The organism is Escherichia sp. KTE114 (assembly GCF_000407765.1).
Classification (GTDB): domain Bacteria; phylum Pseudomonadota; class Gammaproteobacteria; order Enterobacterales; family Enterobacteriaceae; genus Escherichia; species Escherichia ruysiae.
In genome coordinates, this window is the sequence record NZ_KE136626.1 from 1,589,223 (window position 1) to 1,605,817 (window position 16,595).

Consider the following 16,595-nt stretch of genomic DNA (forward strand, 5'->3'; position numbering starts at 1 on the left):
CAAACAACGAAAAGAGAAAAACAAAATGAATTACGAATTACTGACCACTGAAAATGCCCCGGTAAAAATGTGGACCAAAGGCGTGCCGGTAGAAGCCGATGCGCGTCAGCAACTTATTAATACGGCGAAGATGCCGTTTATTTTCAAACATATTGCGGTAATGCCTGACGTGCACCTGGGTAAAGGTTCCACCATTGGTAGCGTGATCCCGACCAAAGGGGCGATTATTCCTGCAGCGGTGGGCGTGGATATCGGTTGTGGAATGAACGCACTGCGTACCGCGTTAACGGCGGCAGATCTGCCGGAAAACCTGGCGGAACTGCGTCAGGCGATTGAAACTGCCGTGCCGCACGGGCGTACTACCGGGCGTTGTAAACGTGATAAAGGCGCATGGGAAAACCCGCCTGTTAACGTCGATGCGAAATGGGCTGAGCTTGAAGCCGGTTATCAGTGGTTAACGCAAAAATATCCGCGTTTCCTTAACACTAACAACTATAAACACCTGGGAACGCTGGGAACGGGTAACCACTTTATTGAAATCTGCCTTGATGAGTCGGACCAGGTGTGGATTATGTTGCACTCCGGTTCACGCGGAATTGGTAACGCCATCGGGACTTACTTTATCGAGCTGGCGCAAAAAGAGATGCAGGAAACGCTTGAGACGTTGCCGTCGCGTGATCTGGCGTACTTTATGGAAGGCACGGAATACTTTGATGATTACCTGAAAGCCGTGGCCTGGGCGCAGCTTTTTGCCAGCCTTAACCGCGATGCGATGATGGAAAACGTGGTTACGGCGTTGCAGAGCATTACGCAGAAAACGGTCAGACAGCCACAAACGCTGGCGATGGAAGAGATCAACTGTCACCACAACTATGTGCAAAAAGAACAGCACTTTGGTGAAGAGATCTACGTGACGCGTAAAGGCGCGGTGTCTGCGCGTGCTGGTCAATATGGAATTATTCCCGGTTCGATGGGCGCGAAAAGCTTTATCGTCCGTGGGCTGGGAAATGAAGAATCTTTCTGTTCATGCAGCCACGGTGCCGGACGCGTGATGAGCCGTACCAAAGCAAAAAAACTGTTTAGCGTGGAAGATCAGATTCGTGCCACCGCTCATGTGGAATGCCGTAAAGATGCCGAAGTGATCGACGAAATCCCGATGGCGTATAAAGATATTGATGCGGTGATGGCGGCACAAAGCGATCTGGTGGAAGTTATCTACACCCTGCGTCAGGTGGTGTGTGTAAAAGGATAAATAATGAAAAGGATGATTGCGCTGGATGGCGCACAGGGTGAAGGCGGCGGGCAGATCCTGCGTTCGGCGCTGAGCCTGTCGATGATAACCGGCCAGCCATTTACCATCACCGGCATTCGTGCCGGGCGTGCGAAACCTGGGCTGTTGCGCCAACATCTGACGGCGGTAAAGGCAGCGACGGAAATTTGCGGAGCGACGGTGGAGGGCGCGGAGTTGGGGTCGCAGCGCCTGGTCTTCCGGCCTGGCATCGTGCGCGGCGGCGATTACCGCTTCGCCATCGGTAGCGCAGGTAGCTGCATGTTGGTGCTGCAAACGGTATTGCCCGCGCTGTGGTTTGCTGACGGGTCTTCGCGTGTTGAAGTCAGCGGTGGCACCGATAACCCGTCTGCACCGCCCGCTGATTTTATCTGCCGTGTGCTGGAACCGTTGCTGGCGCGGATGGGGATTCAGCAGCAAACAACGCTGTTGCGCCATGGTTTTTACCCTGCTGGCGGCGGTGTGGTGACAACAGAAGTCTCGCCTGTGGCATCACTTAACGCATTAGCGTTGAATGAGCGGGGCAACATTGTGCGACTGTGCAGTGAAGTGTTACTGGCTGGAGTGCCTCATCATGTTGGCGAAAGAGAGATGTCCGTACTGGCTGCCAGCTTTTCCCTGAATGAGCGGAATATTCAAAGTCTGCCGCGCGAGCAGGGGCCAGGAAATACCGCTTCGCTTGAAGTCGTCAGCGAACACATCACCGAGCGTTTTTTTGCTGTTGGTGAAAAGCGTGTCAGTGCCGAAGTGGTTGCCGCCCAACTGGTGAAAGAGGTTAAACGCTACCTGGCAAGTTCGGCTGCGGTAGGGGAATATCTCGCAGACCAGTTAGTGTTGCCGATGGCGCTGGCAGGCGCGGGGGAGTTTACGGTTGCTCATCCCTCATGCCATCTGCTGACCAATATCGCGGTGGTGGAGCGTTTCTTGCCAGTGCGGTTTATTCTGGCTGAAACAGATGGCGTAACGTGGGTTAGCGTTGAATGATGCAGAGAAGCAAGTCGGATCAGGTGTGTTACCCGACCAGACTCACACCCCATATCCCATCATTTTCAGCAGTTTCTGCGCGTGCTGTACCGCAGCCTGACGGTGGGCAACGCCGAGTTTTTGATACAGATTGCGGATATGCGTTTTGATGGTGGTCGCTGCTACTTCCAGTTCGCCCGCAATTTGTTCGTTACTGTAACCGGAGTAAATCAGCCCCAGCACCTGCCATTCGCGTTGGGTCAATGGGCTGGTGCGGATCAGTTCCGGCACTTCCGGGTGATTTAGCAGACGTTCGACAAAGCTCTCGTCAAAGTGAGCGAACTTGTGTCGGTGATGTTGATTGATTTCCCGCAGGATACGCTGCGCGCGGTGCTGTTCCAGTTCCGGCAGCGTATTGAGCTGAATCAGCTGGCGTAACTGCTGCGCCATCGCTTCGCCTTCGATGACAAAATGACTGATAAATCCGGTGCGATTCGCCAGTTTTAATGCGTCCAGCAGCACGCGCTGAGCGTCGCTTTTACGTCCGGCCTGCCAGTACAACTGATTGAGCAACAGCAGGTTGCGGTTCAGGTCGCTCATTAACCGCAGACTGCGGGCATTTTCGTTGAGTTCTTCGAGGACAATTTCCGCAGGCTCAAACTCGCCCAGCAAAATTTGTGCACGGGCAATGTTGCGCCATTGGCCTTGCAGGAAGTGGTTGTTCGCAAACTCCGGTTTGGCCGTGTGACGCAACCAGTTGGCAGCGGCGGCTTTGTCGCCGGTCATCTGCCAGTAAATAACGCGAACTTTGTTGGCGTTAGAGATCCAGTCGCTGTGATATTTGCCATTCCCCAGCAGGTTTTCCAGGCGGTTAAGTTGGCTGCGGGCGTTATCCAGATCGCCACGAGCCAGCGAGCATTGAATTAACATTGCCAGGCACTGAAGCTGTTGCTGAGGCTGATAAGAAGATAAAACTTCGATCCCGCTACGCGCCGAGGCTTCGGCTTCATCCAGCCGTGCCCATGCCCATAACAGTTGCGCACGGATGCGTACCAGAAACTCATGCATCGGCAACTGTTCCAGATGCTGTTCGTTAATCAACTGGAACGCTTTTTCCTGCGTTTCCCACGCAGTTTGCAGGAACCCCTGGGCAAACAGAATTTCACTTTGCTGGATTAAACTCCACAAGGCGTAGTGCCAGACATCATGCTGGCGCGCCATTTGCTCGGTTTGCTGCATAAGTGCCAGCGAGCGGGTTAGTTCACCTTTACAGTGCAACACTTCGCCAAGTACAGAGGTCGCGACAATGCGACTGTAGAACCAGCCCGGAGGCAGTTCTTCCAGTGCCTGTTTTGCCAGTCGTTCGGCTTCTTCCGGATTACCGTCGTTAATGGCTACCTGGGCGCGCAGAGCGTTAAATTCTGCGTGCATGGTGCCTTCCCTGATACCCTGGATCTCGTGTTCGGCTCGTGCCAGCAGGGTATTTACTTCGCCGTAGCGATGCTGACTTTGCATCAACCAGGCCTGCAACAATACCAGTTGTGGATTTTCCAGCAGGCTGTCCCACGGCAGGGCTTTAAGCGACTCTTCCAGCAGCGACAGTTCGCTGTGGTTGAACAAACTCCAGGCGTGATTCAGCAGAATATCGCGCAGCATCAAAGCGTCGCCTGCCGCCAGCGCATGATGGATGGCTTCGCTGGGAAAACCTTGCGCCATCCAGCTTTCTGCGGCGGCACGGTGGATTTCCGGCAGTTCCGCCGCCAGTTCCCACTGGCAGCGTTGGCGCAGGAAGTTGCCAAACAGCGGGTGATAGCAGAACCACTCGCCAGTATCATCCATCCGTTGCAAAAACAGCCCCTGACGCTCAATCTCCTCAAGACGCATTTGCCCGTTTTCTTCGCCGGTCACGCGGGTGATTAGCGCATCATTCATCGAGCGCAAAATGGCGCTTTTTAGCAGGAAATGACGCGTGGTCAGATCAACGTTATCTAACACCTCATCGACCAGATAATCAGAAAGATGACTGGCATTGATGCCCGCCAGACGACGCGCTGATTTATGCGCCGAGTGGGTATTTTGCCTTGCTGAAAGCGCGATTAGCTGCAACGCCGTCGCCCAGCCGGACACGTCATCGCAAATCCGACTGCTTTCTGCGGCTTCAATCGGCGATGACAGACGGCAATCAAAAAACTGCTTCGCTTCCTGATGGGTAAATGTCAGTTGCTGGCTGCCAATTTCCAATAGTTGGTCACGCACGCGCAGATTGGCAATGCCCAACTGCGGAAGGTTGCGTGACAGCACCACCAGAGTGAGATTTTCTGGTTGATGGCGAATGAAGAAGCGCATTGATTCGTGGATCACCGGATTGGTGATCAAATGGTAATCGTCGATCACCAGGTAAAGTGGGCTATGCCATTCCGCCAGTTCGATGAAAAGCTGGGCAAACAGTGACGTCAGACTGGCATATTGCCGTTTTTGCGTCATTGTTTCACTGATGGCGCAGTGCCCGCTGGTTGCCTGTTGCACGGCGGCGATCAGATAGCTGGCGAAACGTTCTTGCTGGTTATCGCCTTCATCAAGCGAGTACCAGCCCAAATCGTTTTTTCCTGCCGCCCATTGGGATATGAGCGTTGTCTTCCCGTAACCCGCAGGACTTGTGATTAGCACCAGCCTGAAGTTGTTCGCGCCGGAAAGTTTAGCCAACAGGCGCTCACGAACCACAGTATGGTCGAGTCGAACCGGACGACTTAATTTTGACGGAATCAGCATAGTTAATCACTTCACTGTGGAAATTGAGGAAATATTATTTTTTTTGCGCTTCGTAATTAATAGTTATAAGTTCGGTCAGAAACCTGTGCAATGCAAGCGATGACGATTTTTTATGTGTCTGAATTTGCACTCTGTCACAATTCCAAATCTTTATTAATACTTCATCTTAAAACAAGGCAAATGCAGCGTGGATACTGGATTTTAGGGTGTTTTCTTTCAGTTCAAAAGCCTTATTAAAGCAACGATACCGCCTTAATTCCTGATGAAAGGTCTATCTAAAAAGTTGATCTTAATAAATCTATTAACAGTGAGATGACCCTCAATGGATATTTCATTACTGAAACTATTTCGCCGCTTTACTTAATTTATAGAGTTGCTTTCCGCTTTTTGATAATACGCAACGACCATTTCTTACTGTTAATAGCAGGTTTTCTGCGCTCTCTGGCATTGAGCTGATGCTTTTGCAGTTGATTGCACTACCTTTAAGTGGTCGTGATCACATTTTCTTGCTCATCCCCGTCACTCCTCCCCGCCTAATCCCCCGTAGGATGAGGAAGGTCAACATGGAGCCTGGCAAACTAACGATAACGTTGTGTTTAATATCTAAGAAAACTGGAACTCCTATGTCACAACCCATTTTTAATGAAAAGCAATTTCAGGAAGCCCTGTCACGCCAGTGGCAGCGTTATGGTTTAACTTCTGCGGCTGAGATGACCCCTCGCCAGTGGTGGTTGGCAGTGAGTGAAGCCCTGGCGGAAATGCTGCGAGCCCAGCCTTTCGTTAAACCGGCGGCGAATCAGCGCCATGTTAACTACATCTCAATGGAGTTTTTGATTGGGCGTCTGACGGGCAACAACCTGTTAAATCTCGGCTGGTATCAGGCTGTTCAGGATTCACTGAAGTCTTATGACATCAACCTGACTGACCTGTTGGAAGAAGAGATTGATCCGGCGCTGGGTAACGGTGGCCTGGGGCGTCTGGCTGCGTGTTTCCTCGACTCAATGGCGACTGTCGGGCAGTCTGCCACTGGCTATGGTCTTAACTATCAGTATGGTTTGTTCCGTCAATCCTTTGTCGATGGTAAACAGTCTGAAGCGCCAGACGACTGGCATCGCGGCAACTACCCGTGGTTTAGCCATAACGAAGCTCTGGATGTGCAGGTGGGCATCGGCGGCAAAGTGACGAAAGAGGGGCGCTGGGAACCGGAATTTACCATTACCGGGCAAGCGTGGGATCTTCCAGTGTTGGGCTACCACAACGGTGTGGCACAACCGCTGCGTTTATGGCAGGCGACTCATGCTCATCCGTTCAATCTCACCAAATTTAATGACGGTGACTTCCTGCGTGCCGAACAACAAGGCATCAATGCTGAAAAACTGACCAAAGTTCTCTATCCAAACGATAACCACACTGCGGGTAAAAAGCTGCGCCTGATGCAGCAATACTTCCAGTGTGCCTGTTCGGTGGCGGATATTCTGCGTCGCCATCATCTGGCGGGGCGTAAACTGCACGAACTGGCAGATTACGAAGTCATTCAACTGAACGATACCCACCCGACTATCGCTATTCCAGAACTGCTGCGCGTGCTGATCGATGAGCACCAGATGAGCTGGGATGACGCCTGGGCAATCACCAGCAAAACTTTCGCTTACACCAACCATACTTTGATGCCAGAAGCTCTGGAGTGCTGGGATGAGAAACTGGTAAAAGCCCTGCTGCCGCGCCATATGCAGATAATCAATGAAATCAACAACCGCTTTAAGAAACTGGTAGAAAAAACCTGGCCAGGTGATAAAGCGGTGTGGGCAAAGCTGGCGGTTGTGCATGACAAACAGGTTCGCATGGCCAATATGTGTGTGGTAAGCGGCTTTGCGGTGAACGGTGTGGCGGCGTTGCACTCGGATCTGGTGGTGAAAGACTTGTTCCCGGAATATCACCAGCTGTGGCCGAACAAATTCCATAACGTCACTAACGGCATTACCCCACGTCGCTGGATCAAACAGTGCAACCCGGCACTGGCGGCGCTGCTGGATAAATCACTGAAGAAAGAGTGGGTTAACGATCTGGATCAACTGATCCATCTGGAAAAATTCGCCGATGACGCGAAATTCCGTCAGCAATATCGCGAGATCAAACAGGCGAATAAAGTCCGTCTGGCAGAGTTTGTGAAAGCCCGTACCGGTATTGAGATCAATCCGCAGGCGATTTTCGATATTCAGATCAAACGTCTGCATGAGTACAAACGCCAGCACCTGAATCTGCTGCATATTCTGGCGCTGTATAAAGAAATTCGCGAGAACCCGCAGGCCGACCGCGTACCGCGCGTATTCCTGTTCGGCGCGAAAGCGGCGCCTGGCTACTACCTGGCGAAGAATATTATCTTTGCGATCAATAAAGTGGCTGACGTGATCAACAACGATCCGCAAGTTGGCGACAAACTGAAGGTGGTGTTCCTGCCGGATTATTGCGTTTCGGCGGCGGAAAAACTGATCCCGGCGGCGGATATCTCCGAGCAGATCTCCACTGCAGGGAAAGAGGCTTCTGGTACTGGCAACATGAAACTGGCGCTCAACGGCGCGTTAACCGTGGGTACGCTGGATGGCGCGAACGTTGAAATTGCCGAAAAAGTCGGTGAAGAAAACATCTTTATTTTTGGTCATACCGTGGAACAAGTGAAGGCAATTCTGGCCAAAGGCTACGACCCGGTGAAATGGCGGAAGAAAGATAAGGTTCTGGACGCCGTGTTGAAAGAGCTGGAAAGCGGTAAATACAGCGATGGTGATAAACATGCCTTCGACCAGATGCTGCACAGTATCGGCAAACAAGGCGGCGATCCGTATCTGGTGATGGCGGATTTCGCAGCCTATGTAGAGGCACAAAAGCAGGTGGATGTGCTGTATCGCGACCAGGAGGCCTGGACTCGCGCGGCGATCCTCAATACCGCCCGCTGCGGTATGTTTAGCTCGGATCGCTCTATTCGCGATTATCAGGCTCGTATCTGGCAGGCAAAACGCTAAGGAAGCTCGATGGAAAGCAAACGTCTGGATAATGCCGCGCTGGCGGCGGGGATCAGCCCCAATTACATCAATGCCCACGGTAAACCGCAGTCGATTAGCGCCGAAACCAAACGGCGTTTGCTTGACGCGATGCATCAACGTACCGCCACGAAAGTGGCGGTAACGCCAGTCCCGAATGTCATGGTTTATACCAGCGGCAAAAAAATGCCGATGGCGGTAGAAGGCAGCGGCGAATATAGCTGGCTGCTGACCACCGAAGAAGGTACTCAGTACAAAGGGCACGTGAGCGGCGGTAAAGCGTTCAATCTACCGACGAAGCTGCCGGAAGGTTATCACACGCTGACGCTTACCCAGGACGAACAGCGCGTGCATTGCCGGGTGATTGTCGCCCCGAAACGTTGTTACGAACCGCAGGCGTTGCTGAATAAACAAAAGCTGTGGGGGGCCTGCGTTCAGCTTTATACGCTGCGCTCGGAAAAAAACTGGGGCATTGGTGATTTTGGCGATCTCAAAGCGATGCTGGTGGATGTGGCAAAACGAGGCGGGTCGTTCATCGGTTTGAACCCGATTCATGCGCTCTATCCGGCAAACCCGGAAAGCGCCAGCCCGTATAGCCCGTCTTCTCGCCGCTGGCTGAATGTGGTTTATATCGACGTTAATGCCGTCGAAGATTTCCATCTTAGCGAAGAGGCACAGGTCTGGTGGCAGATGCCGACCACACAACAGACGCTGCAACAGGCGCGGGATGCCGACTGGGTCGATTACTCCACGGTTACCGCCCTAAAAATGACAGCATTGCGGATGGCGTGGAAAGGTTTCGCGCAACGTGATGATGAACAGATGGCAGCGTTTCGCCAGTTTGTTGCAGAGCAGGGCGATAGCTTGTTCTGGCAGGCAGCGTTTGACGCGCTACATGCACAACAAGTGAAAGAGGACGAAATGCGCTGGGGTTGGCCAGCATGGCCGCAGGCGTACCAGAATGTGGATTCACCAGAAGTGCGTCAGTTCTGCGAAGAACATCGTGATGACGTCGATTTTTATCTCTGGTTGCAGTGGCTGGCTTACAGCCAGTTTGCCGCCTGCTGGGAGATAAGCCAGGGCTATGAAATGCCGATTGGTTTGTACCGTGACCTGGCAGTTGGCGTAGCGGAAGGCGGAGCGGAAACCTGGTGCGACCGCGAGTTATATTGCCTGAAAGCATCGGTTGGCGCGCCGCCGGATATCCTCGGTCCGTTAGGGCAGAACTGGGGATTGCCACCGATGGATCCGCATATCATCACTGCGCGCGCTTATGAACCGTTTATCGAGCTGTTGCGTGCCAATATGCAAAACTGCGGCGCGTTGCGAATTGACCATGTAATGTCGATGCTGCGTTTGTGGTGGATACCGTATGGCGAAACGGCGGATCAGGGGGCATATGTTCACTATCCGGTGGATGATCTGCTCGCTATTCTGGCGCTGGAAAGTAAACGCCATCGCTGCATGGTGATTGGCGAAGATCTTGGCACGGTGCCAGTAGAGATTGTCGGTAAGCTGCGCAGTAGTGGGGTTTACTCCTACAAAGTGCTCTATTTCGAAAGCGATCACGAGAAGACGTTCCGCGCACCAAAAGCGTATCCGGAGCAGTCGATGGCGGTCGCGGCAACACACGATCTGCCTACGCTGCGTGGTTACTGGGAGAGCGGGGATTTAACGCTGGGCAAAACGCTGGGGCTGTACCCGGATGAAGTGGTGCTGCGCGGTTTGTATCAGGATCGCGAACTGGCGAAGCAAGGGCTGCTGGATGCGCTGCATAAATATGGCTGTCTGCCAAAACGTGCCGGGCATAAGGCATCACTGATGGCGATGACGCCGACGCTTAATCGTGGCTTGCAACGCTATATTGCCGACAGTAATAGTGCCCTGTTAGGGCTACAGCCAGAAGACTGGCTGGATATGGCGGAACCTGTAAATATTCCTGGCACCAGTTACCAGTATAAAAACTGGCGACGTAAGCTTTCCGCAACACTTGAGTCGATGTTTGCTGATGATGGTGTGAACAAGTTGCTGAAGGATTTAGACAGACGGCGCATGGCGGCAGCGAAGAAGAAGTAGAGTGCGGTTGATGCCGGATGCGATGCTTGATGCGTCTTATCCGGCCGACTCATCAGAGCAGCCGGATAAGGCATTCACGCCATATCCGGCAGTCAGTGTTATCAAATCACCATATTCAGCAGCAGACAGCCTACCAGACCGCACACTGAGATAATGGTTTCCAGCATCGACCAGGATTTGATGGTCTCGCCGATAGTCAGGTTAAAGTACTCTTTGAACAGCCAGAAGCCCGGATCGTTCACGTGAGAGAAAATCACACTACCGGAACCAACCGCAATAACCATCAGCTCCGGGCTAACACCTGTCGTTGCAATCAGCGGCGCAGCGATACCACCCGCAGTGATTGCCGCAACGGTTGCAGAACCCAGCGCGATACGCAGCACAGCGGCAATAGACCACGCCATCAGCAGCGGAGAAATGTTAGTTTCATGCATCATGGAAGCAATGTATTTGTCCACGCCGCTGTCTACCAGCACCTGCTTGAACGCACCGCCACCACCGATGATCAACAGCATCATCGCGATGATTTTGATGGAAGAAACCAGCGTGTCGTTAATCTGATCCATTGAACGACCACGGTTCAGACCAAAGGTGAACATCGCAATCAGCACGGCAATCAATGTCGCCATCACCGGGTCACCGAGGAACTCTGCTACCGGCAGGAAAGCGTGACCTTTCGGCAGGATCATTTCAGCGATGGCACGCATCGCCATCAGTACAACCGGCACCAGAGAAGTCCAGACGCTGACGCCAAAGCTCGGCATCTCTTCTTCGCTAAAGGTTTTCGCACTGTACAGACCTTCCGGGATCGGCTTATCAATGCCTTTCAGCACGCGAGCGTAAACCGGACCCGCGAGAATCACGGTCGGGATCGCCAGAATAGTACCGTACAGCAGGGTTTTACCCATATCGGCATTGAAAATGGTGGCAATCGCAGTCGGGCCCGGGTGCGGCGGCAGGAAGCCGTGGGTCACAGACAGTGCAGCCGCCATTGGTACACCAACATACAGCAGCGGGATATTGGCAGCAGCAGCGATGGTGAATACCAGCGGCAGCATCAGCACGAAGCCTACTTCATAGAACAGGGCAAAACCGACGGTAAAACCGGTCAATACCACTGCCCACTGGATGTGTTTTTTACCAAATTTGGCAATCAGCGTGGTGGCGATACGTTGCGCGCCGCCACAGTCTGCCAGCATTTTGCCCAGCATTGCGCCAAAGCCCATGATCAGGGCAAGGCTACCGAGCGTCCCGCCGACACCGGCTTTGATAGAGCCAATAACTTTATCCAGCGGCATCCCTTGCATTAATCCAACAGCAAGCGCCACCAGGACGAGAGCGATGAAGCCGTTCATTTTGAAGCGGATCATCAGGAGTAATAACAAGATAACACCGATAGCAACAATGACTAATGGCATGATTTACCTGGCCTTTAATTTGTTATGGGTAACGTCAGGTTTCTGACGACAAATCCTGGTTGTCCCAACTGGGAACAGAGATATAACGGCACCACGGCTGATGACCCCTAAAACGTATTAGTGTAGTCAGATGTTATGAGTGTGTTTGGTGCCCATGAGAATGATACGGGTAACATAATGCGCTTGAGAATCACCAGAGCGGGGTAAATTTAAATTATGAGAGGTTGGTCATATTATCGTGGGGAAACGAAGGGGGACGGAGTAAAGCTGCGCCATAAGAACAACGAAAGCCCGATAAGACACTTTAGCGTCGCATCGGGCAATCTACAAAAGAGGGGATAACTTAGTAGTAAGAGTGTTCGCCGCGCTGGTGTTCGGTGAGATCGCGCACACCTTTCAGTTCCGGGAATTCGTTCAGCAGCTGCTTTTCGATCCCTTCTTTCAGCGTTACGTCGACCATGGAACAGCCGTTACAGCCGCCGCCAAATTGCAGAATGGCGTAACCGTCTTCGGTGATTTCCATCAGCGAAACGCGACCACCGTGACCGGCAAGCTGCGGGTTAATCTGCGATTGCAGCATATACTCGACGCGCTCCATTAGCGGCGCATCGTCAGCCACTTTACGCATTTTGGCGTTCGGTGCTTTCAGCGTTAGCTGGGAACCCAACTGGTCGGTAACAAAGTCGATCTCTGCATCTTCCAGGTATGGTGCGCTTAACTCATCAACATACGCGGTCAGCAGGTCAAATTTCAGGGCGGTGTCGGTGGCTTCCACAGCGTCCGGCGGACAATAAGAAACGCCGCATTCAGCGTTAGGTGTGCCAGGGTTAATCACAAATACGCGGATTTGTGTCCCTTCTTCCTGGTTTGCCAGCAGTTTGGCAAAGTGCGCTTGTGCAGCATCGGAAATACGGATCATAGTAATGGCCTAATAGTTGACTATTTTAGTTGGTTATAATACGCCCATCATCGAGGCTCTACAAGGTTCGACAAAGGCACCAGACCTGGACAGTCGCCGCACCATTGCGTAAAAGCAGCTGCGCAATCTCTGCGACGGTACTTCCGGTGGTAACGACATCATCCACAATCACCATATGGAGACCTTGCACGGGCAATTCAAGGCGAAAGGCATTTTTCAGGTTGCGCTTGCGCAGACGGGCGTTGAGAAAATGCTGGGTTGCAGTGGCTCTTGTTCGTGTGACGGCTTCGCTATCCCATTGGCAGTGCAACCAGCGTGATAACGGCTGACACAGCAAATCGCTCTGATTAAATCCCCGACGCCAGTGGCGATGCCGCCATAACGGGACACTGACGATACGATCCGGCAGATGTAATTCGCTGGTGCGACGGGCGTGTAAGACTTCCAATAGTAACAAACGTGCTAGCGCACTGGCGATTTCACTGCGCCGGGAAAACTTAAGCTGGTGGATGAGCGGACTTAAGGGCGGCGCATAGTTGGCAACAGTGAGCAGTCTTTGCCACGGCGGCGGTTTTTGCAGACAGCGACCACAGGGAAGATGTGAGTGTGTAGAGGGTAATCCACATTGCGGGCATAGCATTTTATCTGTACGTGCGGCGCGGGAGCAGACCGAGCAAATCCCCCAATGACCTAGCGCCAGCGGCATTCGGCATAGCCAGCATAATCCCGGTACTGTTAGCATATGTTCATCCTTGTAAGTCAAAAGAGAACAATAGCGGATGAATAACATCTGGTGGCAGACCAAAGGTCAGGGGAATGTTCATCTTGTGCTGCTGCACGGATGGGGACTGAATGCCGAAGTGTGGCGTTGCATTGACGAGGAACTTAGCTCGCATTTTACGTTACATCTTGTTGATCTGCCTGGCTTCGGGCGCAGTCAGGGATTTGGTGCGATGTCGCTTGCTGACATAGCTGAAGTTGTGCTGCAACAGGCACCGGATAAAGCCATTTGGTTAGGCTGGAGCCTGGGCGGGCTGGTGGCAAGTCAGATTGCATTAGCCTGTCCCGAGCGTGTTCAGGCGCTGGTCACCGTGGCGTCGTCACCTTGTTTTAGTGCTCGTGACGAGTGGCCGGGGATAAAACCGGACGTGCTGGCGGGTTTCCAGCAGCAACTCAGTGATGATTTTCAGCGTACAGTGGAGCGGTTCCTGGCGTTACAAACCATGGGTACTGAAACGGCGCGCCAGGATGCGCGGGCGTTGAAGAAAACCGTTCTGGCGTTACCGATGCCGGAGGTTGACGTGCTTAATGGTGGGCTGGAAATCCTGAAAACGGTCGATCTTCGTCAGCCGCTGCAGAACGTACCAATGCCGTTTTTGCGATTGTATGGTTATCTCGACGGTCTGGTGCCGCGCAAAGTAGTGCCGATGCTGGATGAACTCTGGCCGCACAGCGAATCATATATCTTCGCCAAAGCGGCCCATGCGCCGTTTATTTCACATCCAGACGAGTTTTGTCAGCAGCTGGTAGCGTTGAAGCAGAGGGTGTAGCAGTATTTGAAATGGCGAGGCAGGTATTTACTGACTCGCCTCAACCAACTCTTCTTCTGAAAGCCCGGTAAAGAGCATGATGTCTGCAAGAGGGACTCCGGATTGCAGCATTCTTTTGGCGGTATCCAGGGCTTCCAGGCGTCGACCCAATAAACAACCAATCAGGTAACTAATAAGATATTCTCTTTCTGCATCTGTCATTAAAACCATCCTTTACGTTATTGATGATTTATTTCAGCAAGGTCTTCAACCGTCAGGCTAGTAAATCGCAGAACGTCCTCAAGAGAGACTCCGGCATCCAGCATAGTTTTGGCAATATTTAGGGCGTTGGTACGTATACCTTTCTGAAACCCTTCCTGCCGCAATCTTTCCGCAATAGTCATTAAACTCTCCTTGTTTTTCGGTGAACGTTCGGCAACGCCGTCGATAAAATCGTTAAAACGTACCGCGTCGCCTGTTTGCAGTATGTAATTAAACAGTCCTTTGATTTGTCTGTCATTAGCGTATCCACTACTTAATAAGCAGGCCATTTGCTCCACCAGCCCCATCAGGTCGCGTTGACGAATATGTTTTTGAATTAACTCCAGCAGCGCCATACGTCGGTGCTGCATGATTTCATCATCAGGCATGACGGTGACATCAATCAGCGGAAATGCAGAGGCATAAAGCTGCCTTGCCAGTTTGGGATCGGCGAAACAATCCAGCCAACACAGCGAATAGGGATAGGGGCTTTCAATGCCGTGGTAAAACAACAACGGTACGACCATCGGCAACGTTTTGTATCCTGCATCAAGGTGGTTTTGCATTGCGGCAATGGCATAACGCATCATGCGAAATGCGATCAATTTGTTTGAGGTGCTTTGATGTTCAATCAGGCAATAGATGTATCCTGGCCCTTGCTCCGTTTTCACCGACCACAGCACGTCGGAATAGCTTTCACGCAGATCGTCATTCGACTCCAGCTTGAGGGTTTTCATATCACAGAGCGCGTGAATGGGGGCCGGTAAATGGAACGCAAGGAAATCACGTGCCGTGTCCGGTTGGCGTAAAAAGAGTTTGAACAGCGCATCGTGTAGGGTGGAACTCTGCTTTTTGCTCATGGCGTTCCTTCACCTGTTTTTTTGAATGCCGTGACTTTACGCGCCACTCCACGGCTATGCATTAGCGAGTTTTCATCCTTGCGAGACACTTTCAGAGGAACTTACGCCACTCTGCAAGAGTTGCATTTTTATGGAAAGCCGTGACTAGTCCTGATATAAGTTGACACTTTTCTGTCTGTAAAACGCCTGATGAACGTCATCGGGCGTTTTGTATTTCAGGGCCAGGTGTGGCCGCTCACAGTTATAAATTGTCACGGACTCTTTTACCATTTCCCGGGCTTGCATCAGGTCTGCAGGACGCGAGAGTAAAAACTCATTTTTCAGGATACCGTTTATTCGCTCAGCCAGTGCGTTCTGGTAGCAGTCATAACCATCAGTCATTGAACAGGTTATTCCGTTTTTCTCATGGACTGACTGATAAAGAGCTGAACAGTATTGCAACCCTCTGTCAGAGTGATGTACCAGAGGACCTGTCGTTTTTCTTCGCCTCAGAGCCTGTCTGAACGCTTTTACCACATTTTCTGTCTGCAGATTTCCCCCGACATGGTAACCCATGATTTTTCTGGAGCAGGCATCAGTGACCAGACTCAGATAAGCCATGCCGCTGAGCAGGGGAAGGTAAGTAATGTCGGCAACCCAGACCTGCTCTGGCTCAAGGGCGGTAACCTGCTCCGGGCCGGGTTTCAGCAGATTGGGATGCCGGTAAAAGCGGTGATGGCTGTTGGTAGTTTTGTGATATGCCCGCTTTACTGGCACCAGGAGCCGGTATTCATCCAGCAGGTTAAACAAACGGTCTCGTCCGATATTCAGCCTTTTATCGGCCTGCGTGTTCAGCAGATAGTGCAGTTTACGCGCACCGATTCGCGGCTGACGACATCTGATACGGGCAACAAAATTAAGAACCTGAGCATGATGTTCCTGCCGTTTTCTGCGCCTTGCGTTGTCCTGATACCATGCCTGTCTGCTGTGCCCCAGGAACTGACATGCACGCGTAACAGTTATTTTTGGGGCCGAACTCTGCGCGAGGACTTGCCGGGCCGCTTTTTTACGATACTCACCCCGTAATCATTTTTCAGGACATTGATAACCGACTCAAAAAACTCAGCTTTCTGGTTCGCCAGCTCAAGCTGCTCTTCAAGTTCTCTGATTCTTTGCTCGGGTGTGAGCGGGATAGTTGTCTGAGTCACAGGCAGTTTCCTCTTCACCAGATCAGGAAGTCCGGGACTCCAGTCAAGCCGGCCATATTTACGCAACCAGACAAGAACGGTGGAGCGCCCCTGAATGCCATACCGCTGCTGAGCCTGTTTATAGGTCATCTCGCCTTTTTCAACCTGCTCAACAACAGCTATTTTAAAGGATAGAGGATAATCACGTTGGGTGCGTTTGAACTCAGTCATCATCACGTTCTCCGGATTTAAGTCTGGAACGTGTCAACGCTATTCAGGACGGGTCACCGCACGCAAAAAAGCCCGGTAGC

At 52.1% G+C, this 16,595-nt stretch carries 12 protein-coding genes; 5 read left to right on the forward strand and 7 right to left on the reverse strand.

Going from position 1 to position 16,595, the window contains the following annotated elements; translation table 11 throughout:
- Positions 1-25: 25 nt before the first annotated feature.
- Positions 26-1,252, forward strand: a complete 1,227-nt coding sequence (gene rtcB, locus WC5_RS13345) for an RNA-splicing ligase RtcB (RefSeq protein ID WP_001105476.1) — start codon at positions 26-28, stop codon at positions 1,250-1,252.
- A 3-nt stretch (positions 1,253-1,255) separates the two neighbouring features.
- Positions 1,256-2,272 carry an RNA 3'-terminal phosphate cyclase gene (gene rtcA, locus WC5_RS13340; protein WP_000827114.1) on the forward strand — a complete coding sequence of 339 codons (1,017 nt, stop codon included), beginning with the start codon at positions 1,256-1,258 and terminating at the stop codon, positions 2,270-2,272.
- A 42-nt stretch (positions 2,273-2,314) separates the two neighbouring features.
- On the opposite strand, the gene malT is transcribed toward rtcA, so the two are convergent.
- Complete coding sequence (malT, locus tag WC5_RS13335; RefSeq protein ID WP_000907056.1) at positions 2,315-5,020, reverse strand: HTH-type transcriptional regulator MalT; 2,706 nt, start codon at positions 5,018-5,020, stop codon at positions 2,315-2,317.
- A 623-nt stretch (positions 5,021-5,643) separates the two neighbouring features.
- Between malT and malP the strand changes: the two genes are divergently transcribed.
- The gene (gene malP, locus WC5_RS13330; RefSeq protein ID WP_000081937.1) at positions 5,644-8,037 is read left to right on the forward strand and encodes a maltodextrin phosphorylase; all 2,394 of its coding nucleotides are present in this window, start codon (positions 5,644-5,646) and stop codon (positions 8,035-8,037) included.
- A 9-nt stretch (positions 8,038-8,046) separates the two neighbouring features.
- Positions 8,047-10,131, forward strand: coding sequence for a 4-alpha-glucanotransferase (malQ, locus tag WC5_RS13325; RefSeq protein ID WP_016231554.1), 2,085 nt, complete (start codon positions 8,047-8,049; stop codon positions 10,129-10,131).
- Between the two features lie 101 nt (positions 10,132-10,232).
- Here the strand turns inward: malQ and gntT are convergent, their stop codons facing one another.
- The 3 genes from gntT to gntX all read right to left on the reverse strand — a co-directional run bounded on the left by gntT (position 10,233) and on the right by gntX (position 13,210).
- Positions 10,233-11,549, reverse strand: a complete 1,317-nt coding sequence (gene gntT, locus WC5_RS13320) for a gluconate transporter (protein WP_001131743.1) — start codon at positions 11,547-11,549, stop codon at positions 10,233-10,235.
- A gap of 343 nt (positions 11,550-11,892) precedes the next feature.
- Entirely contained in the window at positions 11,893-12,468 is a 576-nt protein-coding gene (nfuA, locus tag WC5_RS13315) for a Fe-S biogenesis protein NfuA (protein ID WP_000619389.1), read from the reverse strand.
- 58 nt (positions 12,469-12,526) lie between these two features.
- The gene (gntX, locus tag WC5_RS13310; RefSeq protein WP_010352788.1) at positions 12,527-13,210 is read right to left on the reverse strand and encodes a DNA utilization protein GntX; all 684 of its coding nucleotides are present in this window, start codon (positions 13,208-13,210) and stop codon (positions 12,527-12,529) included.
- A gap of 37 nt (positions 13,211-13,247) precedes the next feature.
- Between gntX and bioH the strand changes: the two genes are divergently transcribed.
- On the forward strand, positions 13,248-14,018 hold the full coding sequence (gene bioH, locus WC5_RS13305) for a pimeloyl-ACP methyl ester esterase BioH (protein WP_001060057.1): 771 nt from the start codon (positions 13,248-13,250) through the stop codon (positions 14,016-14,018).
- Between the two features lie 27 nt (positions 14,019-14,045).
- Here the strand turns inward: bioH and WC5_RS25540 are convergent, their stop codons facing one another.
- The 3 genes from WC5_RS25540 to WC5_RS24800 all read right to left on the reverse strand — a co-directional run bounded on the left by WC5_RS25540 (position 14,046) and on the right by WC5_RS24800 (position 16,518).
- The gene (locus tag WC5_RS25540) at positions 14,046-14,219 is read right to left on the reverse strand and encodes an Rpn/YhgA-type helix-turn-helix domain-containing protein (RefSeq protein ID WP_016231555.1); all 174 of its coding nucleotides are present in this window, start codon (positions 14,217-14,219) and stop codon (positions 14,046-14,048) included.
- A 17-nt stretch (positions 14,220-14,236) separates the two neighbouring features.
- Positions 14,237-15,118 carry a recombination-promoting nuclease RpnA gene (gene rpnA, locus WC5_RS13300; protein ID WP_000039051.1) on the reverse strand — a complete coding sequence of 294 codons (882 nt, stop codon included), beginning with the start codon at positions 15,116-15,118 and terminating at the stop codon, positions 14,237-14,239.
- Positions 15,119-15,262: 144 nt separating this feature from the next.
- A protein-coding gene (locus WC5_RS24800; protein WP_107164610.1) for an IS3 family transposase occupies positions 15,263-16,518 on the reverse strand; the annotation gives its coding sequence in 2 pieces (ribosomal slippage) (positions 15,263-16,167 and positions 16,167-16,518; 1,257 coding nt in all).
- Positions 16,519-16,595: the final 77 nt, after the last annotated feature.